Source organism: Aestuarium sp. (assembly GCF_023253315.1).
Taxonomy (GTDB): Bacteria; Pseudomonadota; Alphaproteobacteria; order Rhodobacterales; family Rhodobacteraceae; genus Marivivens; species Marivivens donghaensis.
Map to the genome: position 1 here is coordinate 50,200 of NZ_JALRGW010000010.1, position 23,373 is coordinate 73,572.

A 23,373-nucleotide genomic window follows, 5' to 3' on the forward strand; every position below is an offset into this window, starting at 1 on the left:
TCCATTTAAACTGTCGACACTCGGGCCGCTGGCGCCGAATGGGATAGAGTGGTAAAGACAATATACCTCTGCATACAGTCAACAATAAAATTTACCACTGATGGCAATCGGAGAGAATTGTAGGTCAGTAAACTTCCATAAAAGTTTGTTCTGTTCGGATGTCTGACGACCTGCGAGCGGTGAATTTCTCACGAAATTACAACGGCAAAGGACGGCGGGTAAGGAGTGCCGGCGGAGGCTGCTTGAATTTTAGGCTGGAAAATATAACTTACCTCTCTACTTTAGCTCTGAAGTTGAGGAGGGGCCGTTCAATGGTGAAGCAGAGCGCATTATTCGAACCGATTTCTCACGATTCGGTGGCTGACGCGGTGGTCCATCAGATCGAAACGATGATCGTGAATGGCATCCTCAAAGAGGGCGCGCGGCTGCCGTCCGAACGCGAAATGGCTGAACGGCTAGAGGTGTCGCGGCCAAAATTGCGTGAAGCCCTGAAGCAGCTTGAAGACGAAGGGTTGCTGATTGTTCGCCATGGCGAAGGGTCGTTTATCGCGCAGCTAACTGGCACCGCAATGACGCCCGCGTTCCTCGATCTTTATGCGCGGCACCCTGCGGCGTTCTACGATTATCTGGAGTATCGCCGTGAACAGGAAGCCTTTGCCGCGCGGTTGGCAGCACAGCGGGCGACCCAGACTGATAAAGACATTATCGCGTCGATCTTGGATCGCATGGTGAGGGCGCATGAGGATCAAGACCTAGAAGCGTCAAAGGTTGCGGATATCAGTTTCCACTCTGCCGTAGCGGATGCGAGCAACAATTCCACGCTCATCCATATGATGGCGTCGATCTATGATTTGACTCGTAGAGGGGTGTTCTATAACCGCAATTTCCTGCGCACGATTGATACTGCGGGCGATCGGCTGCTCGAACAACACAAGGCTATTGCGGAGGCGATTTTTGCCAGCGATCCCATCGCCGCAGAGGCCGCGGCTCGCGCCCATATTGATTTCGTCGAGACCTCGTTTCGTTTGGGCCACGACCGTGATCAGCGTGAACGTATGGCAGAAAAGCGCAAACTGTTGTGGGACAAGGGCTAATCGACGTTATCAATAAATAACGGGACAAATTTAAAATTTGCCTTAGGTTGACGCCTGTTTGGTCACCCCGCCGTCATGGGGCACAAATAGAACCAGTTGGAAGGGAGGCTGACTGTCGTTCGTATGGAGTTCGTAGAGTTTTCTCATAACCTATGGCTGATAGTGGCATCGTTCGCGGTGGCGCTGATGGCGGGTTTTACGGGCCTGAGCCTGACCAACGGGTTGTCTACTTATTCCTACACGCAGCGCAAAATCGCGATTTCATTTGCATCGATTGCGCTGGGGGGCGGCATTTGGTCGATGCACTTTGTTGCGATGCTGGGGCTGCAGTTGCCGTTCGTGTTTTACTATGATGCGGCGGTGACGCTGACTTCTGCTTTGGTCGCGATCCTTGTGGTCGGCACGGCGCTTTTGATCCTGCATTTTGGTAGACGCACACGGGCAAAGTTGTTGCTTGCAGGTGTGATCGTTGGCGTCGGGATCGGGGCAATGCATTACATTGGCATGGCAGCGCTCGAATTGTGTCGTGCGGTTTATACGCCGCTTGGGATCGGGATTTCGATCGTGGCGTCCTGTGTGCTGAGTGTGATCGCCTTTGGCATTGCCTACGGTCGGCGCAATCGGCGGAACATCTTACTGGGCACTGTGGTGTTTGGTTTTGCCGTCTGTGGCGTGCATTTCGTTGCGATTGCGGGAACGAACTTTGTTCAGATGTTGGTGCCGTCACAGGTCGGTCCTATGATCGGGAACGAGACTTTGGCGATTGGCGTTGTTCTGTCCAGCTTTGCGCTTTGCGGAGCGTTCTTGCTGTCGACGACGACGTTCTTGCCGACGGAAACTGTGGCGGTTGCAGAGCCTGTTGAGGCGCCGCAAGTTGAAGAGGCGCCAACGCCCGCACCCATCGCAACCCGCCAGATCCCCTACGAACAAGAGGGTCGCACGCAGTTCATCGATGCGTCGAATGTGGCGGCTATTCGGGCTGAAGGGCACTACACCTACATCTACACCAAGTCGGGCCAGTTCTTTTGTGCGTGGTCGATTGCGGATGCCACGAAACGTCTCGCAAATTCGAACTTTATTAAGACCCACCGTAGCTATCTGGTGAACCCCGCGATGGTCACTGGTTTCGAACGGCTAAAGGACACAGGCGTCTGTTACTTCAATTTGCCCGAGCTGCCCAAAGTTCCCGTGAGCCGTTCACAGCTCAAACCTGTGCGTGACGTTTTAGGCGTTTAACGCTTTCGCATTTCGTGCGGGCCTATTCGCATTTCGTGAAAATTCCCTCGTTTTTCGCTGACGAACCGCTGACGGCGGTGTGCTTCGGTATGCAGTCTACTCTCATCTGATCATTGCCGGCAGGGAGGGCCTCTAATGATTCCAGCCTCATTCGATTACCATCGACCATCCGACATGGACGGGGTCATCGCGCTCTTGAAAGAGCACGGTGACGACGCTCGTGTGTTGGCCGGTGGGCATAGCCTCATTCCGATGATGAAACTCCGTATGGCAGAGGTGCCGCACCTCATCGACCTTCAGTCGATCGAAAGTCTGCGCGGGATTTCCATCAACGGGTCACGCGTCACCATCGGTTCGATGGTCACGCAGCATGATATCATCAACCACGCAGAACTGGCGAAAGTAGCGCCGATCATGCGCGAAACCTCATTGCAGATCGCGGACCCGCAGGTGCGGTACATGGGCACCGTCGGTGGCAACGTCGCGAACGGCGACCCTGGCAACGACATGCCAGGTCTGATGCAGTGCCTTGATGCGACGCTGCACTTGGTCGGTCCGGATGGCACCCGCGATGTTGCGGCGCGTGACTACTACGAGGCAGCATATGTCACTGCACGCGAAGAGGACGAAGTTCTCACCGCGATCAGCTTTGACGCGCCGTCGGGTGGGTATTCTTACGAAAAGCAGAAGCGCAAGATCGGCGACTACGCCACCGCTGCCGCTGCCGTCACCATCCAAACCGAAGGCGGCAAGGTGTCGAGCGCGTCTATCGCGATGACGAACCTCAGCGACGTGCCCGTGTGGTCCGAAGCTGCTGCCAACGCGATCATCGGCACCGCTTGCGATGCAGACGCGGTGAAGGCCGCCGTTAACGCGATGCTCGATGACATCGACCCGACCGAAGACAACCGCGGGCCCGTTGCGTTCAAACGCCATGTGGCCGGCATCATCCTCACTCGCGCGATCACCCGCGCTTGGGACCGCGCGTAAGGAGAGACCCATGTCAAACAAGATGCACATCAAACTCAACGTGAACGGCGAGGGCCACGAGTTTCTAGCCGAACCGCGCGAACTGTTGATCTACACGCTGCGCGAACGCCTGAACATCACGGGCCCGCACATCGGCTGCGAAACGTCCCATTGTGGCGCTTGCACCGTCACCATCAACGGTAAGTCGGTCAAAGCCTGCACCATGTTCGTCGCCCAAGCTGACGGCGCAGACATCACCACCATCGAAGGTCTGGGCGGCCCCGACAACATGCACGTCCTGCAAGAAGCGTTTCGTGAACACCACGGGCTTCAGTGCGGTTACTGCACACCGGGGATGATCACACGGGCGTCCAAACTGCTCGAAGAAAACCCGAACCCGACTGAAGAAGAGGTTCGCTTTGGCATGGCAGGGAACATCTGCCGCTGCACGGGCTACCAGAACATCGTGAAATCCATCCTTGCCGCTGCAAGCGAGCTGAACGCCGCGAAGGAGGCCGCAGAATGAAAGACCTGAACGAAGATCAAGTAGAGCGTTCCGCCAAGCTCAAGGGCATGGGTTGCTCGCGCAAGCGGGTTGAGGACGCGCGTTTCACCCAAGGCAAGGGCAACTACGTCGACGACGTGAAACTGCCCGGCATGCTGCACGGCGATTTCGTTCGTTCGCCCTATGCCCACGCTCGCGTGAAATCCATTGATACGTCCAAGGCAATGGCGCTCGAAGGTGTGATTGCTGTTCTGACAGCGGCTGACCTTGCGCCTCTGAACCTTCACTGGATGCCGACCCTTGCGGGCGACAAACAGATGGTTCTGGCCGACGGTAAAGTTCTGTTCCAAGGGCAAGAGGTTGCCTTTGTCGTCGCCAAAGACCGCTTTATCGCGGCTGACGCGGTCGAATTGGTCGAGGTCGATTACGAAGAACTGCCCGTGATTGTGAACCCGTTCGAGGCGCTGCAATCTGATATTGTTCTGCGCGAGGACATCGCCGACCAGAAGGAAGGCGCGCATGGTCCGCGTAAGCATCACAACCACATCTTTACATGGGAAGCAGGCGAAGAGGCCGCAACCAACGACGTGATCGACAAGGCCGAAGTCGTCGCGACCGAAACCATGTATTATCACCGCACGCACCCGTGCCCGCTGGAAACCTGCGGTTCGGTCGCGTCGATGGACAAGGTGAACGGCAAGCTCACCGTTTGGGGCACGTTCCAAGCACCGCACGTCGTGCGGACCGTGGCGTCCCTTCTGTCGGGTATCGAAGAGCACAACATCCGTGTGATTTCCCCCGACATCGGCGGCGGCTTTGGTAACAAAGTGGGCGTTTATCCGGGCTACGTCTGTTCGATCGTTGCATCCATCGTAACGGGTAAGCCTGTGAAGTGGATCGAGGACCGTATGGAAAACCTCATGTCCACGGCCTTTGCCCGCGACTACTGGATGACGGGTAAGATCGCAGCGACCAAGGACGGCAAAATCACTGGCCTTCATTGCCACGTGACCGCTGACCACGGCGCGTTCGACGCTTGTGCGGACCCGACCAAGTTCCCCGCAGGCTTTATGAACATCTGCACGGGGTCCTACGACATCCCGACCGCTTACCTCGCGGTTGATGGTGTCTACACGAACAAAGCACCGGGTGGCGTGTCCTACCGTTGTTCATTCCGTGTGACCGAAGCGGTCTATTTCATCGAACGCATGATCGAAGTCCTCGCGATTGAGTTGAATATGGATGCGGCAGAGCTGCGTCGCATCAACTTTATCAAGAAAGACCAGTTCCCGTATCAGTCGGCTCTCGGCTGGGAATATGACTCGGGCGATTATCACACCGCATGGGATAAGGCGCTGAAGGCGGTCGATTACGAAGGGCTGCGCAAAGAGCAGGCCGAACGGGTTGAGGCGTTCAAACGCGGTGAAACCCGTTCGCTCATGGGCATTGGCCTGTCCTTCTTTACGGAGATCGTCGGGGCAGGACCTGTGAAGAACTGCGATATCCTCGGTATGGGGATGTTCGATAGCTGCGAAATCCGCATCCACCCAACAGGGTCCGCGATTGCGCGTCTGGGCACCATTTCGCAGGGTCAGGGTCACGCAACAACCTTTGCGCAGATCCTCGCGTCCGAGATTGGTTTGCCAGCGGATAGCATCACCATCGAAGAAGGTGATACCGACACCGCGCCATATGGTCTGGGCACCTACGGGTCCCGTTCGACCCCAGTGGCAGGTGCGGCAACCGCTCTTGCTGGTCGGAAAATCCGTGCGAAAGCGCAGATGATCGCGGCGTACCTCCTTGAGGTGCATGACGACGACCTTGAGTGGGACATTGACCGCTTTGTCGTGAAAGGCGCGCCTGAACGGTTCAAGACCATGAAGGAAATCGCCTACGCGGCTTACAATCAGGCCATTCCAGGTGTTGAACCAGGCTTAGAGGCTGTCAGCTACTACGATCCGCCGAACATGACTTACCCGTTCGGTGCCTACGTCTGCGTCATGGATATCGACGTGGACACTGGCGTCCAGACCATCCGCCGCTTCTATGCGCTGGATGACTGCGGCACCCGTATCAACCCGATGATCATCGAAGGTCAGGTGCACGGTGGTTTGACCGAAGCCCTCGCCGTCGCACTGGGCCAAGAGATCGCCTACGACGACATGGGCAACGTGAAAACGGGGACGTTGATGGACTTCTTCCTGCCAACCGCATGGGAAGTGCCTAACTACGAAACCGACCACACCGTCACTCCGTCGCCGCATCATCCAATCGGTGCCAAGGGCGTGGGCGAAAGCCCGCACGTCGGTGGTGTTCCGTGCTTCTCGAACGCTGTGAACGATGCGTTCCGTGCGTTTGGCAACCGTCACACCCACATGCCGCATGACCATTGGCGGATTTGGCAGACGGCGAACAAGCTCGGTCTGCACGGCTAAAACGGAACGGGCTGCCCTGTCATGGGGTGGCCCACCTTTGATGGGTTGAAGTCATGGATTGCACCGCACTCAAAACCGCTATGGCGGTACAGGGATATGTTGCCTCTGATGATCTGGCGATGGCCGTTCATTTGGCGCTCGCCCTTGGTCGTCCGCTACTGCTCGAAGGGGCGGCAGGTGTCGGCAAGACAGAGATCGCGCGGGTGTTGGCCGCGGTCCAAGACACGAAACTGATCCGCCTTCAGTGCTATGAAGGGCTGGATGCGTCACAAGCCATCTATGAATGGAATTACCAAAAGCAGCTTCTCTCGATCCGCGCTGCCGCTGAAGGTGGCACAGCGAAAGAGGTAGAAGCACGGATATTTTCCGAAGAGTTCCTGCTAGAACGCCCACTCTTAGCCGCGATCCGTCAGGATAAGGCGCCTGTTTTGCTGGTCGATGAAATCGACCGCGCGGACGAAGAGTTTGAGGCGTTCCTCCTCGAAATCCTATCGGATTTTCAAATCACGATCCCCGAATTAGGCACTATTACAGCCCAATCGCGCCCTATCGTGATCCTGACGGCCAATGGCACGCGGGACCTGTCGGATGCTCTGCGGCGGCGCTGCCTCTATGCGCATGTCGGTTATCCCGACCGCCAGACTGAACTGTCGATCCTCAAGGCGCGCTGTCCAGATGTCGAGGCGCAGCTTGCCAATCAGATCATCGGTTTTGTTCAGAGCCTGCGCAAAGAGCAATTGGAAAAGACGCCCGGCATTGCAGAAATGCTCGACTTCGCGGCGGCTCTGATCGGGCTTGGCGTGAATGACCTAACCCATGATCCTGTGATCCTGCAGGCGACGATGGCGACGCTTTTGAAAACAGAGAGCGACCGCTTTAACATCACGACCGAGATCACCCAGCGGCTCGCGGGGAAGGCAGCATGACGCGGGTCACGAAATTCTCTGGCCGCGATGCTGGGCCTTCTGCGCGGATGGCAGGGTTCATGGCGCATCTACGGGACAACGGGCTGCGCGTCGGGGTGAGCGAGGCCGAGGCTGCGCTGACGGCTTTGACACAGGTTGATGCCCATAACCCGACCCAATCGCGCTGTGCGCTCAAGGCGGTTCTGACGGGTTGTGCCGAAGAAAACGCGCGGTTCGATGACCTTTTCGATAGTTTCTGGATGAACGGGGGCAAGGTGAAAGAGCGGGTTATGCCATCGCTCAACACCCTGTCGGATAACGTTCATTCTTCGCGCTCGGCTGAGGGCGAACAGGCGGGCGGTGGCAGGGGAGAGGCCACCGCCCCCGACGGATCAGATGGCGAAGCGGATTCCGATGGCGAAGGTAAACTCGTCGCCTCGACCCTGCGCCAAAAGATGAAGCGCGACCTGCGTAATGTCGTGCAAACCGACGACATCCGCGAGGCCGAAGAGATCGCCCGCAGGCTTGGAATTGCCTTGCGGCATCGCAGGTCTCGGCGGCGCAAAGCTGCGCAAAAGGGTGATCGTATCCATTTCCGCAAGCTTATTCGGCAGAGCCTCCAGACGGGCGGCGAGCCCATTCGGTTGCCCAAGAAATCCCGCCCTGATCGGCCGCAAAAGATCGTGGCGATTTGCGATGTGTCGGGGTCGATGACGCTTTATGCGCAGGTGTTTCTGGCCTTCATCGCGGGGCTGATGCGGTCGGATGATACGGCGGATGCCTATCTGTTTCACACCCGTCTTGTGCGGATCGCCGAGGCTCTGCGCGACCGTGATCCATTGCGGGCATTGGGGCGTCTGTCTGTGCTCGCCGATGGTTTTGGCGGGGGGTCAAAAATCGGCGCGTCCCTCATGCAATTCGCACGGACCTATGCCCGTAAATTTGTGGACGGTCGGACGGTCGTGATGATCCTGTCGGACGGTTACGATACTGGCTCTGCCGATGAATTGGGCGAGGCGATGCGCCTTTTGAAGAAGCGCGGCTGCAAGGTGATCTGGCTCAACCCATTGAAAGGGTGGAAGGATTACGAGCCCGTTGCAGCAGGCATGGCTGCTGCGCTTCCCTACGTTGATCTCTTTCGTCCAGCCAATAGGCTGGCCGATTTTGCAGCCCTCGAACCGGAGTTAATGCGCCTATGATGACCGCTAAATTCTCTGACACGACGTTACAAGACCTCGCACAATCGCTGTCCGAGCGGGGCGAACCCTACGCCATCGCGACCGTCATTCGAACGGTCGGGCTGACGGCAGCGAAACCCGGTGCGAAGGCGATCCTGAACCACGAGGGCCAGATCATTGAGGGCTGGATTGGCGGCGGATGTGTCCGTTCTGCCCTGACCAAAGCGGCGATCAAGGCGCTGGAGCTGGGCGATCCTCAGTTGATCTCTTTAGCCCCCGCCGAAGTGCTGGCTGATCTGTCGGTTGAGGCAGGGTCAGAGGTGAATGGCGTACGGTACGCCCGCAATGGATGCCCGTCCAAAGGGTCGCTCGATATCTTTGTGGAGCCCGTTTTGCCGATGCCTGAACTGTTCATTTACGGCGTGTCGCCTGTCGCACGTGCGCTCGCCAGCCTCGCGCCGCGGTTTCAATGGTCGGTCGAAACCGTGACGTCAGAGGACGGGGCTAAACCGCTGCCGCAGGGCGCACGTCGCATGATCGTTGTGGCCACCCAAGGCAAAGACGACATGGCTGCGCTGACGGCTGCGTTGGCAACGGATGCCGAACACATCGCCTTTGTAGCGAGCCGCAAGAAGTGGGCCTCGCTGTCTGAAAAATTGCAAAGTTCAGGTGTAACAGAGACTGTTTTGAGCCGTGTTCAAGCCCCAGCGGGTCTCGCGATTGATGCGGTCACACCAGACGAGATCGCCCTGTCGATCCTTGCCCAGCTGACGCAATTGCGCCGCGCAAAACATCGGATGGAGGACGACAATGTCTGATCCGACCCCGACCGAGAAAACCACCCTTCAGCGGTTGGTAGATGCCGTGAAACCTCGCCCTCTGACGCCAGAACAGGCGGCAGTTTTGGCGACCGTGAAATTCCCCTGTTGTTGAGAAGGACACACTGATGGAACTCAAAGACGAAATTCTGATCGATGCCCCCAAAGATCGCGTTTATGCCGCCTTGAACGATCCAGAGATCCTCAAGCAATGTATTCCAGGCTGTGAGGAATTGATTCAGCATTCTGACACTGAACTTGAAGCCAAAGTGGTTCTGAAAATCGGGCCCGTGAAGGCAAAGTTTAGTGGTAACGTAACGCTTGATAAATCGGGTGCCCCAGATGCGTTTTCGCTGACGGGGCAGGGGAAAGGTGGTGCCGCGGGCCACGCCAAAGGCGGCGCGGATGTGACGCTGACTGAAGTCGACGGTAAGACCATGCTGACCTACGAGGCGAAGGCCGAGATTGGTGGCAAGCTTGCCCAGCTTGGTAGTCGTTTGATCCAAGGCACGGCTAAGAAGCTCGCGGGTGCGTTCTTTACCAAATTCGCCGAAGTGATCACTGAGACGGCTGAGGCATAAAATGACAATGGGCGGCCCAGTTGGTGCCGCCCTTTTTAGTCTAGCGGCGGATTGGTGACGTGCCTTGGCATGATCAAAAGTGTCCCTGCTGCGATGATTTTTAGGGCGCAGGGTAGCACGGCGTAAAGCAAGGTAAGTCTGTCGAGGGCGATGTCAGAGTTGTCGCCTGCAGGAACAAACCCGACGACATCAAGGGCAGGTAAAACCATCACTGCCGCCAATGGCAGAGATAGCTTCGTTGCAAAAGACCACAGTCCGAACGATTGGCCTGTCGCAATCCCTGCGCGACCCAAGAGGGATGCAAAAACAGCGGGTAAGATCACCAGCTCAGCGCCAACCGCTGCGCCTGACGCGATGCAGATGATGGCAAAGGGGATTGCATCACCAATACTCAAGAACGCCGTTCCAATGAAAGCTGATACGGACAGGAGCATAGCGCTCAGCAAGACAGGACGGACGCCAAAGTGACGGGCGAGGCGGCTCCAGAAAGGGATGGCGAGGCCGGACGCAGCAAAGAACAAGATCAGCAATCCACCTGACCAACTAGGGAGCATCAGCCGATCTTCAACGAAGAACAGAAATAGGGTCGAAGTTATGGCGACGGGCAGGCTGTTTACGACTGCGAGGAGGAGAAGCCAACCACCGCCTGCCATCAATAGCTTGCGGATGTCAAAAGGGACCGGGGTTGTGGTTGGCCGATCCCATAGGTTTCTCGTCGCGAGGTAGGAAAGTAAAATCAGACCCGCGAGGGCCCAGCCGAAAAGTCTAAAACCATCGCTCAGCACAACTGGTCCCACGGCTGCAAAGATGACCCCCGCGATCAGTCCCACTTCACGGTAGGTGGCGAGACGAAGTTGGGCTTTGGGATCTGCCGATCCAGCAAGCGCTGCACTATCGCCGTATAAAAGGATCGCACCAAAGCTGTAGCCCGAAAACACGAGCACCAAGGTTGCGATCAACCAGAGGCGCGCATCGAAAACAGGCGCCACAGAAAACAAGAGCACAAAACCGAGCGCCATCATTCCCAGTGCGATGGCTGCAAGCCTTCGGCGAGGGCCGCGCCAATGGTCAATGATGCGGCCGAGGATTGGGTCTTGGGCAAAGTCAAAGATGCGGATGCCCATAACAATAGCCCCGACCGTCGCTAGATTGAGGCCCAAGTCTACTGCGGCAAAGCGGGGCAGGTGGATGTAAATTGGCAACCCCGCCGAGGCGAGCATCATTGCAAAGAGGCTAACACGCCAATAGCCATTCATAGTCCGCGTAGCTTTCTCGACAGAGAGGTGAACCGACTGTCATCTGACAGCCAAATAGAGAGGAACCGTTTACGAATATCAGGATAGGTGATGGTGCAGGTCTTTCTGCCATTGCGCCACAGTTCGACCTGATCTGGCGTTTGCCCGACGGCTAGGTAGCTGTCGCCTTTTCCGACATCATAGAAGCATTCTGATAGGACCGATATGACAGTTGGAATGTCGTCGCGGTCCCCTTCAATACGGCGCAATTCGGCTTCGGTGCCGCCTATCAAATCTTGAGCCGAAAACCCGCGTTTGTAGTCCAGCTCTAACGCCATCGGTGCGGCCCAATCAAAGGCTGCGCCAGACGGTGTATAAAGGCGGGCATCATAAGCGGTGATGCCGATTAGGCCCAGACTGGCCTCGCCGATCATCACGGGATTGGGTAGACCCGCAGTCTGGACCGTGTCGTGGGCCATTGCGGGTCCAGCTAAGAGGACGATTGCAGAAATCAAATGAAACATGCGCGGCAACGGCTCTTTGATCAACCAATACGCGATATAGGTAGAGCGCCGTTGCCATCTGAAAAGGTGTATTCTGAAATCAGTAGGCTTTGGTCGGCGTTAGGATTTGACCGGTGGCTTCGGTCAAGTTTCGATGTGCGCTTTCGACCAGCATCGAGACGTCGTTCACACCGGCGACCAAACGATACCCAAGGGCATCGAGTTGCTTCCAGCCGCGTCCCGCGCTGGGTACCGTCGCGAGCGGCATGTTATGGCGTTTCGCTGCGGCTTCGATCGTTTCGAGCAGGGCCAGCACCTCTGGGTGATCCAGATGTTCGAGATGACCCGCGGACGCTCCAAGGTCGTTCGGTCCGATAAAGATCATGTCGATGCCTTCAACCGACATGATGTCGTCGATGTCATTCACTGCATCAACATGTTCGCACTGGATGATGATCGTGATCTCATTGAAAGAGTCCACAAGGCCGTAGTCTGGTCGAGCGCCCCAATGTGATCCGCGTACCATAGAGGCCGCATAACCACGGTGGCCTTTGAGCGGATAATAAAACGCAGACACGACCTGTTCGGCTTGCGCGCGGGTGTTGACCATCGGGACGATGAAGTTTCGGAACCCGCGGTCGAGTGCGCGTTTGATCAGCGTATCGTTTCCTTCGGGAAGGCGCAGGATGGCCGTGCCGCCGCAGGCTTCGATTGCGCGGGAGACGTTTACCCAATCTTCCAGTTCGCCACGACCGTGTTCTCCGTCTACGATGATGGTGTCCCATCCGTGTCGCACGAGGATTTCGGCGATGTCTGGGCTACCCAGTTCGACCCAAGCGGCAGGGATCATCGCGGGCGTCTGAAGTCGCTGCTTGAAAGAGGTGGTCATGGGTAGTCTCCGGCTATGAAAATCAGCAGCGCAATAGCGTAGTGACGTTGTGTATCTCTTTGCTAAATTCGTAGCGCGATGGCTGTGTTGCTACAACGGTGCAATGTGGTCTGGCGTTGAGAATGTTGCGCGCTGCGGCCTGCCGCGACGGGCTGTCACAGATCGGGGCAGGGGCCTAGACTTGGGCGATGAAGGACACCAACATGGCGCAAATTTGGACAGACTAGAAAAGGACATCTCATGGACCCGATCGTCATCGTAAGTATGGCCCGCACACCGATGGGCGGCTTTATGGGCAGTTTGTCCAAAATCGCGGCACCTGATCTGGGAGCGAGCGCCATTGCGGGCGCTGTTGCCCGCGCAGGCATTGGTGCTGATAAGGTCGATCAGGTCATCATGGGGAATGTGTTGCCTGCTGGTTTGGGTCAAGCGCCAGCGCGTCAGGCGTCTATGGGTGCTGGTCTGCCATTGGATGTGCGCTGTCAGACCGTGGGTAAGGTGTGTGGTTCGGGCATGCAGGCGATTATGAACGCCTACGACATGATCAAGGCGGGATCGTCTGATATCGTCGTCGCAGGTGGAATGGAGAGCATGTCGGGCGCGCCGTATCTCTTGGAAAAAGCGCGGACAGGGTATCGCGCGGGTCATGGCAAGGTTATGGACCATATGTTCCTCGATGGGCTTGAGGATGCCTATGATAAAGGCCGCGCAATGGGTACCTTTGCAGAAGAATGTGCCGACACCTATGGGTTCACGCGTGAGGAGCAGGACGCTTATGCGCTTCGGTCTTTGGATCGCGCAAAGACTGCGATTGAAACGGGTGCGTTTGACGGTGAGATCGTCGCGGTCGGTGATGTAACGACAGATGAACAACCCGGTCGTGCCCGTCCGGAAAAAATCCCAACATTGAAGCCTGCGTTCCGTGACGGCGGCACTGTGACTGCGGCGAACTCTTCGTCAATTTCGGACGGTGCTGCTGCGTTGGTTCTGATGCGCAAATCGCAAGCCGACGCGATGGGCCTTACGCCGATCGCTGTCATCCATGGACACGCGGGCCATGCGCAAGCGCCGTCGCTGTTCACTACGGCCCCAATCCCTGCGATCCAAAAGGTTTTGACCCAAGTCGGCTGGAGCGTGGATGATGTCGACCTCTTTGAAATCAACGAAGCCTTTGCCGTCGTAGCCATGGCCGCCATCCGCGATCTTGGGCTTGATGATGCAAAGGTGAACGTAAACGGCGGTGCCTGTGCCTTGGGCCATCCTATTGGATGTTCGGGCGCGCGGATCGTCGTCACGCTTATCGCGGCGCTTCAGGCCCGTGGTCTGAGGAAAGGCGTTGCGTCGCTTTGCATCGGCGGTGGCGAGGCGACAGCGCTGGCTGTTGAACTTCTGTAAGGTCTGTTCATCCAAAAATAGGACCGCGGGTTTTCGCGGTCCTAGCCCACGAAGCTTCAATGATTAGAGTCGGTGTTGCTTGTGTAGAGAGTAATGGGCAAGCCGTCCGACTTAACTGTCTTGAGCCGCGCAGAGTGAGTGGCTAGGGTTTTGACAAAACCCTCAGGAGGCAGCGTGGACCATAAATATAATCAGCCCCTTGGTGGGAATGAGGTTCCTCGTTTCGGCGGCCCAGTCACAATGATGCGGTTGCCTGCGTGCGACGATACAAGCGGGCTAGACGCATGTTTCGTTGGCATTCCGATGGACATGGGTGCATCCAATCGGTCGGGCACTCGGTTTGGTCCTCGTTAGATCCGCGCTGAATCGAGCATGCTGAGGCCTTACAATATGGCGACTGGCGCGGCGCCGTTTGATCACATGCAGGTCGGCGATATTGGTGACGTTCCGATCAATACGTTCGACCTCAAGGACACGGTCAAGCGCATCGCGGACTTTTATCGTGATTTGCTAAAGCATGATGTCGTGCCACTGACCCTCGGCGGTGACCACACGCTGACCTATCCCGTGCTGCAAGCCATCGCTGAAAAGCACGGCCCTGTTGCGCTGATCCACATCGATGCCCACGCTGACATCAACGACGAGATGTTCGGCGAAAAGATCGCCCACGGGACGCCGTTCCGCCGCGCCTTTGATGAGGGCCTTTTGAACAATGAAAAGGTCTATCAGATCGGTTTGAGGGGTACGGGCTATGCTGCTGACGATTTTGATTGGTCGCGTCGGCAGGGCTGGACTGTTGTTCAGGCCGAAGAATGCTGGGGACAGTCTCTTAAACCGTTGATCAACCGTATTCGCAAAGAGATTGGCGATACGCCGACCTATATAACCTATGATATCGATAGCCTTGACCCAGCCTTTGCGCCGGGTACGGGGACAGTTGAAATCGGGGGTCTAACGACATGGCAAGCATTGGAACTGATCCGCGGCTGTGCGGGGCTGAATGTTGTTGGTGGTGACCTTGTTGAGGTGTCCCCGCCTTATGATCCAAGCGGAAACACTGCGCTGATTGGGGCGAACCTACTGTATGAGATGCTCTGCATTTTGCCAAAATGCCAACGCGCGTCATCATGATCAGTCATGTCAAACGGACCCGGGCAAATACAGCAACGGGTCCAAGATTTGCGGGCCCGTTGGAAGGTTTGGTTCATCGAGGGTCGCTTTGCCTGTTTAAGGCAGTTGTCGATACCTGCGCCTATTCTGTAGCGGAGCATTCGGTAACGATCAAAGACGACGAATATGAGACCTTTCTGAACGGGTTGAAGTGAGTCTTGAGTGGTATGACGTTTTTACATCATTTTTGCGTTTCCTGTTGACGTTTTAATCTCAATCCCTCACCGCTTATCGCCAATAGAGTGAGGGAAACCAAAATGAGCAATCGTCCGACTGTCAAAGATGTTGCGCGTGAAGCTGGGGTGAGTGTCACCACCGTGGATCGTGCGTTGAATGGTCGGGCGGTTGTTCGCGAAGACACGCTGCGCCGTATCGCGGATGCGGCGCACCGCATTGGCTACCATGCCCGTGGGCTTTTCGATCACCGTCTGAATACTGTCGCGCCAGAAAAGAAATTTGGTTTTGTTTTGGTGAAGGAAAAGCACGAGTTTTATCAGAATTTTGCGCGCGAGATTGAGCAGGCCATTGCCGCGCGGACGGATGTTCGGGGTCACGCGATAATCCGTTTTGCACAATCCCAGTCACCCGAAGAATTCGCAGAGTTGATCCAGTCGGTGGGCGAACGGGTTGATGCGTTGGCCTGCACTGCCGTCAATCATCAAAAGCTAAATCAGGTCGTTGAGGAGTTGCGCCAAAAAGGTGTGCCTACGTTCTCTTTGCTCAACGACTTTGCGCAGGGACTTCGTCGTAACTATCTGGGAATAAACAATATGAAGGTGGGGCGGAGTGCGGCGTGGATGCTGACGCATTCCGCAAAACTACCTGGTCGGTTGGCGATTTTCGTCGGCGGAAACCGCTGGCACGGCCATGATCTTCGTGAGGTTGGGTTCCGTGGATATGTCCGTGAAAATGCGTCTGAGTTTACTGTTGTGGACACTTTGGTGAACTTGGAAGCGCGGCAAGTGACCTATGAAGCGACGCTCGATTTGATCGAGCGTTATCCAGATCTGCGCGGAATCTATGTCGCGGGTGGCGGTATGGAGGGCGCTATTGCTGCGATGCGCGAGGCGTCAGAGCCGGGACAAGTGCAGTTGGTGGTGAACGAATTGACCGCTGAAAGTCGTGCGGGTTTGTTGGACGGCTACGTCACCATGGTAATTGGGACGCCCCTTCCGCAATTGTGCAGCGACCTGATCGGATTGATGATTTCAGAGAGCGCGGGACATTTGGATGACACCGCAAGTCAACATTTTTTGGAGCCACGGATTGTTCTTCCAGAGATGCTGTAATGACGTAAATACGTCATTTGGAGTCTGCAGAAAAACGTCATTTTTGACCTGAAAATGGCGTGCTCCATTGACGGCGCTGCGTGCAAAAGTCAGCGTCGCCTAGTCACTGTCACAGGCGGCGGATAGATCGCTGCCTGTGCTAAGACTCATGTCAAAGTTGACCTTTTCTGAAACGATTTAGGTAGACTATGCTGTTAAATACAAAACTGAGATCCAGACCCCTTCCGCAGGTTGTTCAACGCGGTAGAGGTCCGACACGACCCACATTAGTTTCCGGCGAGCGTCCGGAACCGGAGGAAAGAATGAGCCTACGTTTTGCTGTCCTTGGCGCTGGCCGTATTGGTCAGGTGCATGCCCGCGCAATTGCTTCTGTCGATGGCGCAGAACTGATCGCGATCGCGGAACCGTTTGAGGCAGCAGCCAAAGCCGCCCAAGAGAAATTCGGCTGCGAACTGCGCACCATCGATGAGGTTGCGGTCTCTGACGATATCGATGCGGTTGTGATCTGCACGCCGACCGATACCCACGCTGATCTGATCGAGAAATTCGCCAAAGTCGGTAAGGCTGTGTTCTGCGAGAAACCGATCGATCTGAACGTTGAGCGCGTGAAGCAAGCGATCGCGACCGTAAAGGCCGAGGGCACCACTCTGATGGTTGGGTTTAACCGTCGTTTTGACCCCGACTTTATGGCTGTGAAAGCGGCGATTGATAACGGCACCGTGGGTGAGGTTGAGATGGTGACAATCACCTCGCGTGACCCGGGCGCTCCGCCAGCTGAATACATCAAGGTGTCGGGCGGCATCTTCCGCGATATGACCATTCACGACTTTGACATGGCGCGTTGGTTGCTGGGCGAAGAAATCCAAACCGTCATGGCGCAAGCGTCGAACCTTGTTGATCCAGCGATTGGTGCTTTGGGCGACTATGACAGCGTAAACGTCATTCTGCGTACTGCTACGGGTAAGCAAGCTGTCATCACCAACTCGCGCCGCGCGACTTATGGCTATGATCAGCGTATTGAGGTTCACGGGTCCAAAGGCATGGCGGCTGCTAAGAACACCGCAGAAGCCAATATCGAAATCGCAACCCTTGAAGGTTTCAAACAGCCGCCGCTGCTGAACTTCTTCATGTCGCGTTATACGGCCGCTTATGCCAACGAAATCGCGGCTTTTGTTGATGCTGTAGCGAAAGGTGCAGAGACCCCGACCACCGGTCATGACGGTTTGAAAGCGCTCGAACTTGCTGAGGCTGCGTTGAAGTCGGCACAAACGGGCCAAGCTGTAAGAATGTAATCCTCCGACCTGAGGCCCTTGGTTTTGGCTGAGGGCCACAGGTCTATGAGTTTGTTCTTGATGGGCTCGGACAACATCGGACGTCGTTTGTACGGTGTTCTGAAAGGCAGAGATAAATGACGAAGACACTTGATGTAATTACGATTGGCCGTGCTGGCGTTGATCTTTACGGGACGCAGATTGGCGGTCGTCTTGAGGACATGGGTTCGTTTGAGAAGTATATCGGTGGGAGCCCTACGAACATTGCGTGTGGGACGGCTCGTTTGGGTCTGAAGTCTGCGTTGATCAGCCGAGTTGGCGATGAGCACATGGGTCGGTTTATCCGCGAGCAGCTTGTGCGCGAGGGCGTGAATGTTGATGGGGTTATTACGGACCCTGAGCGTCTGACGGCGTTGGTTATTTTGGGCATCCGCGACGAAGAGCAGTTTCCGCTGATTTTCTATCGGGAAAACTGTGCGGATATGGCTCTGTGTGAGGATGATATTGACGAGGCGTTCATTGCCTCGGCGCGGTCGGTTCTGGCGACGGGCACGCATTTGTCGAACGTAAAGACCGAAGCTGCGGTGATTAAGGCGCTGGAATTGGCGCGTAAGCATGGTGCGCGGACGGCTCTGGATATTGATTACCGCCCGAACCTTTGGGGCGTGGCAGGGCATGGCGATGGCGAGAGCCGCTTTGTTGAAAGTGCTGCGGTGACGGCAAAGCTGCAAAGGTCGCTGCACTTCTTTGATCTGATCGTTGGCACCGAGGAAGAGTTCCACATTGCGGGCGGTTCGACCAACACGATCGAGGCGCTGCGGGCTGTGCGCAAAGTGTCGAACGCGACGCTGGTGTGCAAACGCGGTGCGGCGGGGGCTGTGGCCTTTGAGGGCGATATTCCGGACAGCCTTGATGAGGGGCAAACGGGTCCGGGCTTCCCAATTGAAGTGTTCAATGTCTTGGGCGCGGGCGACGGGTTCTTCTCTGGTTTGATGAAGGGCTGGCTCGACGGTGAGGATTGGTCGACGGCCCTGAAATACGCGAATGCGTGTGGTGCCTTTGCGGTGTCGCGTCACGGCTGCACACCTGCTTATCCGTCGCTCGAAGAGTTGGAGTTCTTCTTTGAGCGGGGCATCAAACAGCCTGACCTGCGTAACGATGCGGAGCTGGAGCAGATCCACTGGTCGACAAACCGTCACGGTGATTGGTCGACAATGCGGGTGTTTGCGTTTGACCACCGTATGCAGCTCGAAGAGATGGAGGGGTATACCCTCGCGCGCGGTGGCGAATTCAAAGAACTGTGCCTCAAGGCCGCGCAACAGGTTCAGGACGGGCAGGAGGGCTATGGTATCCTCTGTGATAACCGTATTGGTCGGAATGCCCTGCACGCGGCTTCGGGTTCGGGGCTGTGGATCGGTCGTCCGGTCGAATGGCCGGGATCGCGTCCGCTGACGCTCGAGCCTGAGTTGGGGTCGGACTTTGGTGGTCTGAACCAATGGGCCAAGGAAAACGTGGTGAAGGTTCTATGCTTCTGTCACCCCGATGACGATGCAGAGATGCAAGCCCAGCAAGAAGCGACGGTGAAGCGTCTGTTTGAGGCGTCGCGTCGGAACCGTCTGGAGTTCTTGCTTGAGTTGATCCCGTCGAAGGTGGCGCCTGTGACTGACGACACGACAGCGACCCTGATCCGTCGGTTCTATGAGATCGGCGTTTACCCAGATTGGTGGAAGCTGGAGCCGATGAAGACCCATGCGGGGTGGCAGAACGCGATCAATGCGATCGAAGAAAACGACCCCTATACCCGCGGTATCGTGGTCCTGGGTCTAGATGCGCCTGAGGCGGAACTGAGCGCCTCGTTCGAGGTTGCGGCCAGCTATCCGCTGGTGCGTGGGTTCGCGGTTGGCCGAACGATCTTTGGCGATGCGGCACGGGCTTGGATGAAGGGCGCGATGACAGATGCAGAGGCTATTGCACAAATGGCTGAGCGCTATACCAATTTGTGCAAGATTTGGGACGCAGCGCGCGTCAAAGCGGGAGGAAACGCATGACACAAACAATCCGACTGACTGCCGCACAGGCCATGGTGAAGTGGCTTTCTGTACAGTTCAACGAAGATGGCGACCGCTATATCGACGGTGTTTGGGGTATTTTTGGCCATGGTAACGTCGCGGGTCTGGGGGAGGCCCTCTACAATGCCACCGACACTATGCCGACTTGGCGTGGACAAAACGAACAGACGATGGCGCATACGGCGATTGCCTATGCGAAAACGCTCAAGCGCAAACGTGCGCAGGCTGTGACTTCGTCGATTGGACCAGGTGCGACCAACATGGTAACGGCGGCGGCGCTGGCGCATGTGAACCGTATCCCTGTGCTGTTTATTCCGGGTGATGTGTTTGCGAACCGTCGTCCTGATCCTGTGCTGCAGCAGATCGAGAGCTTTGAGGACGGGACGATCTCGGCCAATGATTGCTTCCGTCCAGTGGTGCGCTACTACGACCGCATCTCGCGTCCTGAGCATATCATGACCGCGCTGCCGCGTGCTTTGGCGACGATGACCGATCCTGCGAATTGTGGTCCAGTGTGCCTGTCGTTCTGTCAGGACACGCAGGCTGAGGCTTATGATTACCCTGTCGCGTTCTTTGAGCCCAAGGTCTGGCGCGTGCGCCGTCCAGAGCCCGATGCGGCTGAGTTGGCGCAGATTGCGGACCTGATCAAAGCGGCAAAGTCGCCTGTGATCGTTGCGGGCGGTGGCGTGATTTATTCCGAGGCCGAAGAAACTCTGGGTGCTTTTGCTACTGCGTTTAGAATTCCTGTCGTTGAGACGCAGGCGGGCAAATCGGCTTTGGCGCAATCGCATCCGATGAACTACGGCGCCTCGGGCGTTGATGGCTCTGAGGCTGCGAATATCATGTCGAAAGAGGCCGATCTGGTGATCGGTGTCGGCACACGGTTCCAAGACTTCACCACGGGGTCGTGGTCGCTGTTTGAGAACCCGAACCGTAAATTGGTGTCGATCAACGTCGCGGCCTATGACGCGGTGAAACACGGGGCCTATCCGCTGGTGTCGGATGCGAAGGTCGCGCTTGAGAAACTGACGGGGCTTTTGGCGGGGTATTCTGCGTCGAACGCAAAACCTGCTGTGCGGGCGGAGTGGCTGGCAAAGGTCGATGCGCATTGCGCGGATCGCAAGGGCGGTGAGGGCTACTTGCCTATGGATTGCGAAGTGATCGGTGCGGTTCAGCGGACCTCGTCTGAGGCAACCATTGCGATGTGTGCGGCAGGGACGATGCCGGGCGCGCTCAAGCTGCTGTGGCAATCGCCGCAGGGCGGATACCACATGGAATACGGCTTTAGCTGCATGGGCTACGAGGTCGCGGGCGCGATGGGTGTTAAACTCGCGGCACCTGAGCGTGACGTTGTGTGCTTTGTCGGTGATGGGTCCTATATGATGGCGAACTCTGAACTGGCGACGGCTGTAATGCGTCGTGTTCCGTTCACGGTGGTTCTGACCGATAATAGTGGGTTTGGCTGTATCAACCGCCTGCAGATGGGCACAGGCGGTGAGCAGTTTAACAACCTTTACAAAGACTGCCGCGTTGAAACCCAACCTGCGATCGACTTTGTGGCCCATGCGGGATCGATGGGCGCGCATGCGGTTAAGGCACAGTCGATTGCCGATCTCGAGGCACATCTGGCGGCTGCGAAATCGCGTGATATTCCAACCGTGATCGTAATCGATACCGACCCGATGCACGGCCCCGGTGAAGCGGGCGGCGGCAGCTGGTGGGACGTGGCAATTCCTGAGGTTCCGAGCAACGACAGAATGTCGGACGCGCGGGATCGCTATGTCCAAAACATGAAACGTCAGAACCTTGTGAACTGATCAAAAACAAAGATTTGGGGCAGGGCGGACCCTGCTCCAGACCTATTCGGGCGATGTGCCCTTTCGGAGTGACTAAGAATGATCCAGTTCGGTACAAACCCGATTGCTTGGGCCAATGATGACGACCAGACCATCGGTGCGAATATCTCGACCGACCGTATTCTCGAGGAAGCGGGCCGTTTGATCGGGTTTGACGGTATTGAGAACGGCCACCGTTGGCCGAATGACCCAGCAGAGCTGAAGGCCCGCTTAGGGGCATATGGTCTAAAGTTTATCTCTGGCTGGTATTCGACGAACCTCTTGGTTCAGTCTGTGGCCGAAGAGATTGAGGCGGTGCAGGATCATCTTGCGAAGCTGAAGCACAACGACTGCAAGGTGTGCATCGTTTGTGAAACCTCGAATGCGATTCATGGCTCAGACCTGCCCGTGAATGACCGCCCGACGCTCACTGCCGATGAAATGGTGGCTTTTGGTGCCAAGCTCGAGGAGTTCGCGCAGTATCTGGCGGGTGAGGGTGTGACCTTGGTCTATCACCACCACATGGGCACGATTGTAGAAAGCCCCGGGGAAATCGACGCGTTCATGGCGGCGACAGGTCCCGCGACGCATCTTTTGTTTGATGCGGGTCACTGCGCATTCGGCGGTGGTGATCCTGTGGCTGTTTTGACCAAACACGTTGGTCGCGTCCGTCACTTCCACGCGAAAAACATCCGTCCTGCGATCACCGCAAAGGTGCGCGCTGAGGGTCTGTCTTTCCTTCAGGGGGTTGTTCAGGGCGCCTTCACCGTGCCGGGTGATCAAGAGGGTGGCGTCGATTTTAAACCGCTCCTGCAAATCCTTGCGGATAACAATTACGACGGTTGGATCGTGATTGAGGCAGAGCAGGACCCCGATGTGCGGAACCCGCTGTTGTATCAGACCCTCGGCCTGCATACGCTCAAGCGGATTGCAACAGAAACCGGGCTTATCTGATGTTCAAAATGAATGACCCCTTCTTCCGTCCTTTGTGGCTGCGCGTCCTTTTGGTCGCGATCTGCGTATTTTGGACGGTGGTCGAGCTTTGGACAGGATCGCCCGGTTGGGCCGTCATGTTCGGGGGTTTAGGGGCTTACGCTGCCTATTCTTTCTTTATCGTGTTTAACCCGACTGACCCTGAAAAGGACTCCGACGATGCCTGATCTTTTGTGCAAACCGTTTGGAACACATGGCAAGGTGCATCAGATCACGCCGCAGTCGGCAGGATGGCGCTATGTTGGGTTCTCGCTCTTCCGTCTGCGTGCTGGCGAAACCGTGGGCGAGGCTTTGGGCGACAACGAGGCCATTCTGGTGATGGTCGAAGGCAAGGCAACCTTTGAGGCCGCAGGGCAGTCTTGGGGGGAATTGGGCGAGCGGATGAACGTCTTCGAAAAGACGCCGCCGCATTGCCTTTATGTGCCGAACGACAACAGCTGGGAAGCGACTGCCACGACCGACTGTGTGATTGCGGTCTGTTTGGCGCCTGGCAAAAGTGGCCATGAGGCGCGTCGCATTGGGCCGGACGGGATCACGCTGACCCAGCGTGGGACGGGCACCAACACGCGCTTTATCAATAACATCGCGATGGAAAATGAGGACTACTGTGACAGCCTCTTGGTCACCGAAGTCTTTACCCCTGCAGGCCATTGGTCATCCTACCCGAGCCACCGCCATGACGAAGATGACTTCCCGCGGATCACCTACCTCGAAGAGACCTATTACCACCGTCTCAACCCTGCCCAAGGGTTCGGCATCCAGCGCGTCTACACCGAGGATGGCACCTTGGATGAAGCCATGGCTGTGTCTGATGGAGATGTTGTTTTGGTCCCGCGTGGGCATCACCCCTGCGGCGCGCCTTACGGGTTCGAGATGTATTATCTGAACGTCATGGCAGGTCCGCGCCGCAACTGGCGCTTTGTGCCTGATCCTGCAGTCGAGCATCTCTTTTAAGATCGCAGCGGTGGCGATCTAGCTGAAGTTGAGACGATGCAGCTTTTGT

General features: G+C 56.7%; 21 protein-coding genes and 1 pseudogene. 19 read left to right on the forward strand and 3 right to left on the reverse strand.

Translation table 11 applies throughout. The features are described 5' to 3' along the window. The first annotated feature begins 311 nt into the window (after positions 1-311). The 10 genes from AC1QQ2_RS07320 (at position 312) to AC1QQ2_RS07365 (ending at position 9,721) form a co-directional block, all read left to right on the forward strand. Positions 312-1,094, forward strand: a complete 783-nt coding sequence (locus AC1QQ2_RS07320) for a FadR/GntR family transcriptional regulator (RefSeq protein ID WP_479712649.1) — start codon at positions 312-314, stop codon at positions 1,092-1,094. Between the two features lie 186 nt (positions 1,095-1,280). Next, a complete protein-coding gene (locus AC1QQ2_RS07325) occupies positions 1,281-2,330 on the forward strand; it encodes an MHYT domain-containing protein (protein ID WP_479712650.1) in 1,050 nt (349 codons plus the stop codon). A 135-nt stretch (positions 2,331-2,465) separates the two neighbouring features. Further along, positions 2,466-3,320: an FAD binding domain-containing protein gene (locus AC1QQ2_RS07330; protein ID WP_479712651.1), complete on the forward strand. Its 855-nt coding sequence runs from the start codon at positions 2,466-2,468 to the stop codon at positions 3,318-3,320. A 10-nt stretch (positions 3,321-3,330) separates the two neighbouring features. Next, a complete protein-coding gene (locus AC1QQ2_RS07335; protein WP_074039080.1) occupies positions 3,331-3,825 on the forward strand; it encodes a (2Fe-2S)-binding protein in 495 nt (164 codons plus the stop codon). After that, positions 3,822-6,239 carry an aerobic carbon-monoxide dehydrogenase large subunit gene (locus AC1QQ2_RS07340; protein WP_479712652.1) on the forward strand — a complete coding sequence of 806 codons (2,418 nt, stop codon included), beginning with the start codon at positions 3,822-3,824 and terminating at the stop codon, positions 6,237-6,239. The genes AC1QQ2_RS07335 and AC1QQ2_RS07340 overlap by 4 nt, the downstream gene beginning before the upstream one ends. Before the next feature lie 53 nt (positions 6,240-6,292). Beyond that, positions 6,293-7,165 carry an AAA family ATPase gene (locus AC1QQ2_RS07345; protein ID WP_479712653.1) on the forward strand — a complete coding sequence of 291 codons (873 nt, stop codon included), beginning with the start codon at positions 6,293-6,295 and terminating at the stop codon, positions 7,163-7,165. Next, the gene (locus AC1QQ2_RS07350; RefSeq protein WP_479712654.1) at positions 7,162-8,343 is read left to right on the forward strand and encodes a vWA domain-containing protein; all 1,182 of its coding nucleotides are present in this window, start codon (positions 7,162-7,164) and stop codon (positions 8,341-8,343) included. Before AC1QQ2_RS07345 ends, AC1QQ2_RS07350 begins: the two co-directional genes overlap by 4 nt. Continuing rightward, positions 8,343-9,140, forward strand: a complete 798-nt coding sequence (locus AC1QQ2_RS07355) for an XdhC family protein (protein WP_478241659.1) — start codon at positions 8,343-8,345, stop codon at positions 9,138-9,140. The genes AC1QQ2_RS07350 and AC1QQ2_RS07355 overlap by 1 nt, the downstream gene beginning before the upstream one ends. After that, on the forward strand, positions 9,133-9,255 hold the full coding sequence (locus tag AC1QQ2_RS07360; RefSeq protein ID WP_290245416.1) for a hypothetical protein: 123 nt from the start codon (positions 9,133-9,135) through the stop codon (positions 9,253-9,255). The genes AC1QQ2_RS07355 and AC1QQ2_RS07360 overlap by 8 nt, the downstream gene beginning before the upstream one ends. A 13-nt stretch (positions 9,256-9,268) precedes the next feature. Next, positions 9,269-9,721: an SRPBCC family protein gene (locus tag AC1QQ2_RS07365; protein ID WP_479712655.1), complete on the forward strand. Its 453-nt coding sequence runs from the start codon at positions 9,269-9,271 to the stop codon at positions 9,719-9,721. Positions 9,722-9,756: 35 nt separating this feature from the next. On the opposite strand, the gene AC1QQ2_RS07370 is transcribed toward AC1QQ2_RS07365, so the two are convergent. The 3 genes from AC1QQ2_RS07370 to AC1QQ2_RS07380 form a co-directional block, all read right to left on the reverse strand. Next, positions 9,757-10,977 carry an MFS transporter gene (locus AC1QQ2_RS07370; protein ID WP_479712656.1) on the reverse strand — a complete coding sequence of 407 codons (1,221 nt, stop codon included), beginning with the start codon at positions 10,975-10,977 and terminating at the stop codon, positions 9,757-9,759. Next, on the reverse strand, positions 10,974-11,480 hold the full coding sequence (locus AC1QQ2_RS07375) for a chalcone isomerase family protein (protein WP_479712657.1): 507 nt from the start codon (positions 11,478-11,480) through the stop codon (positions 10,974-10,976). Before AC1QQ2_RS07375 ends, AC1QQ2_RS07370 begins: the two co-directional genes overlap by 4 nt. Positions 11,481-11,559: 79 nt before the next feature. Next, entirely contained in the window at positions 11,560-12,348 is a 789-nt protein-coding gene (locus AC1QQ2_RS07380) for an HpcH/HpaI aldolase family protein (protein ID WP_479712658.1), read from the reverse strand. A gap of 240 nt (positions 12,349-12,588) precedes the next feature. Here AC1QQ2_RS07380 and AC1QQ2_RS07385 point away from each other — a divergent pair, with 240 nt between their 5' ends. From AC1QQ2_RS07385 to iolB, 9 genes and pseudogenes are all read left to right on the forward strand, one after another. Beyond that, entirely contained in the window at positions 12,589-13,743 is a 1,155-nt protein-coding gene (locus tag AC1QQ2_RS07385) for an acetyl-CoA C-acyltransferase (RefSeq protein WP_479712659.1), read from the forward strand. A 240-nt stretch (positions 13,744-13,983) separates the two neighbouring features. Continuing rightward, positions 13,984-14,874, forward strand: a pseudogene (gene speB / locus AC1QQ2_RS07390) (agmatinase). Between the two features lie 281 nt (positions 14,875-15,155). Continuing rightward, complete coding sequence (locus tag AC1QQ2_RS07395; protein WP_479712660.1) at positions 15,156-16,202, forward strand: LacI family DNA-binding transcriptional regulator; 1,047 nt, start codon at positions 15,156-15,158, stop codon at positions 16,200-16,202. A 302-nt stretch (positions 16,203-16,504) separates the two neighbouring features. Beyond that, positions 16,505-17,494 (forward strand): inositol 2-dehydrogenase, encoded by a 990-nt coding sequence (iolG, locus tag AC1QQ2_RS07400; protein WP_479712661.1) that lies wholly within the window; start codon positions 16,505-16,507, stop codon positions 17,492-17,494. 116 nt (positions 17,495-17,610) lie between these two features. Then, a complete protein-coding gene (locus AC1QQ2_RS07405; protein WP_479712662.1) occupies positions 17,611-19,521 on the forward strand; it encodes a bifunctional 5-dehydro-2-deoxygluconokinase/5-dehydro-2-deoxyphosphogluconate aldolase in 1,911 nt (636 codons plus the stop codon). Next, positions 19,518-21,359, forward strand: a complete 1,842-nt coding sequence (gene iolD / locus AC1QQ2_RS07410) for a 3D-(3,5/4)-trihydroxycyclohexane-1,2-dione acylhydrolase (decyclizing) (RefSeq protein ID WP_479712663.1) — start codon at positions 19,518-19,520, stop codon at positions 21,357-21,359. The genes AC1QQ2_RS07405 and iolD overlap by 4 nt, the downstream gene beginning before the upstream one ends. Positions 21,360-21,437: 78 nt before the next feature. Continuing rightward, on the forward strand, positions 21,438-22,331 hold the full coding sequence (gene iolE / locus AC1QQ2_RS07415; protein WP_479712664.1) for a myo-inosose-2 dehydratase: 894 nt from the start codon (positions 21,438-21,440) through the stop codon (positions 22,329-22,331). Further along, the gene (locus AC1QQ2_RS07420; protein WP_105236686.1) at positions 22,331-22,537 is read left to right on the forward strand and encodes a hypothetical protein; all 207 of its coding nucleotides are present in this window, start codon (positions 22,331-22,333) and stop codon (positions 22,535-22,537) included. Before iolE ends, AC1QQ2_RS07420 begins: the two co-directional genes overlap by 1 nt. Then, entirely contained in the window at positions 22,530-23,324 is a 795-nt protein-coding gene (gene iolB, locus AC1QQ2_RS07425) for a 5-deoxy-glucuronate isomerase (RefSeq protein ID WP_479712665.1), read from the forward strand. Before AC1QQ2_RS07420 ends, iolB begins: the two co-directional genes overlap by 8 nt. Positions 23,325-23,373: the final 49 nt, after the last annotated feature.

Bases quoted from the DNA above. Each gene is read 5' to 3' on its own strand.
- AC1QQ2_RS07375 (WP_479712657.1), bottom strand. From the start codon at position 11,480: ATGTTTCATTTGATTTCTGCAATCGTCCTCTTAGCTGGACCCGCAATG.
- AC1QQ2_RS07360 (WP_290245416.1), top strand. From the start codon at position 9,133: ATGTCTGATCCGACCCCGACCGAGAAAACCACCCTTCAGCGGTTGGTA.
- AC1QQ2_RS07355 (WP_478241659.1), top strand. From the start codon at position 8,343: ATGACCGCTAAATTCTCTGACACGACGTTACAAGACCTCGCACAATCG.
- AC1QQ2_RS07365 (WP_479712655.1), top strand. From the start codon at position 9,269: ATGGAACTCAAAGACGAAATTCTGATCGATGCCCCCAAAGATCGCGTT.
- AC1QQ2_RS07385 (WP_479712659.1), top strand. From the start codon at position 12,589: ATGGACCCGATCGTCATCGTAAGTATGGCCCGCACACCGATGGGCGGC.
- AC1QQ2_RS07335 (WP_074039080.1), top strand. From the start codon at position 3,331: ATGTCAAACAAGATGCACATCAAACTCAACGTGAACGGCGAGGGCCAC.
- AC1QQ2_RS07325 (WP_479712650.1), top strand. From the start codon at position 1,281: ATGGCGGGTTTTACGGGCCTGAGCCTGACCAACGGGTTGTCTACTTAT.
- AC1QQ2_RS07340 (WP_479712652.1), top strand. From the start codon at position 3,822: ATGAAAGACCTGAACGAAGATCAAGTAGAGCGTTCCGCCAAGCTCAAG.
- AC1QQ2_RS07345 (WP_479712653.1), top strand. From the start codon at position 6,293: ATGGATTGCACCGCACTCAAAACCGCTATGGCGGTACAGGGATATGTT.
- AC1QQ2_RS07420 (WP_105236686.1), top strand. From the start codon at position 22,331: ATGTTCAAAATGAATGACCCCTTCTTCCGTCCTTTGTGGCTGCGCGTC.
- AC1QQ2_RS07405 (WP_479712662.1), top strand. From the start codon at position 17,611: ATGACGAAGACACTTGATGTAATTACGATTGGCCGTGCTGGCGTTGAT.
- AC1QQ2_RS07320 (WP_479712649.1), top strand. From the start codon at position 312: ATGGTGAAGCAGAGCGCATTATTCGAACCGATTTCTCACGATTCGGTG.
- AC1QQ2_RS07350 (WP_479712654.1), top strand. From the start codon at position 7,162: ATGACGCGGGTCACGAAATTCTCTGGCCGCGATGCTGGGCCTTCTGCG.
- iolD (WP_479712663.1), top strand. From the start codon at position 19,518: ATGACACAAACAATCCGACTGACTGCCGCACAGGCCATGGTGAAGTGG.
- iolG (WP_479712661.1), top strand. From the start codon at position 16,505: ATGAGCCTACGTTTTGCTGTCCTTGGCGCTGGCCGTATTGGTCAGGTG.
- iolB (WP_479712665.1), top strand. From the start codon at position 22,530: ATGCCTGATCTTTTGTGCAAACCGTTTGGAACACATGGCAAGGTGCAT.
- AC1QQ2_RS07330 (WP_479712651.1), top strand. From the start codon at position 2,466: ATGATTCCAGCCTCATTCGATTACCATCGACCATCCGACATGGACGGG.
- iolE (WP_479712664.1), top strand. From the start codon at position 21,438: ATGATCCAGTTCGGTACAAACCCGATTGCTTGGGCCAATGATGACGAC.
- AC1QQ2_RS07380 (WP_479712658.1), bottom strand. From the start codon at position 12,348: ATGACCACCTCTTTCAAGCAGCGACTTCAGACGCCCGCGATGATCCCT.
- AC1QQ2_RS07370 (WP_479712656.1), bottom strand. From the start codon at position 10,977: ATGAATGGCTATTGGCGTGTTAGCCTCTTTGCAATGATGCTCGCCTCG.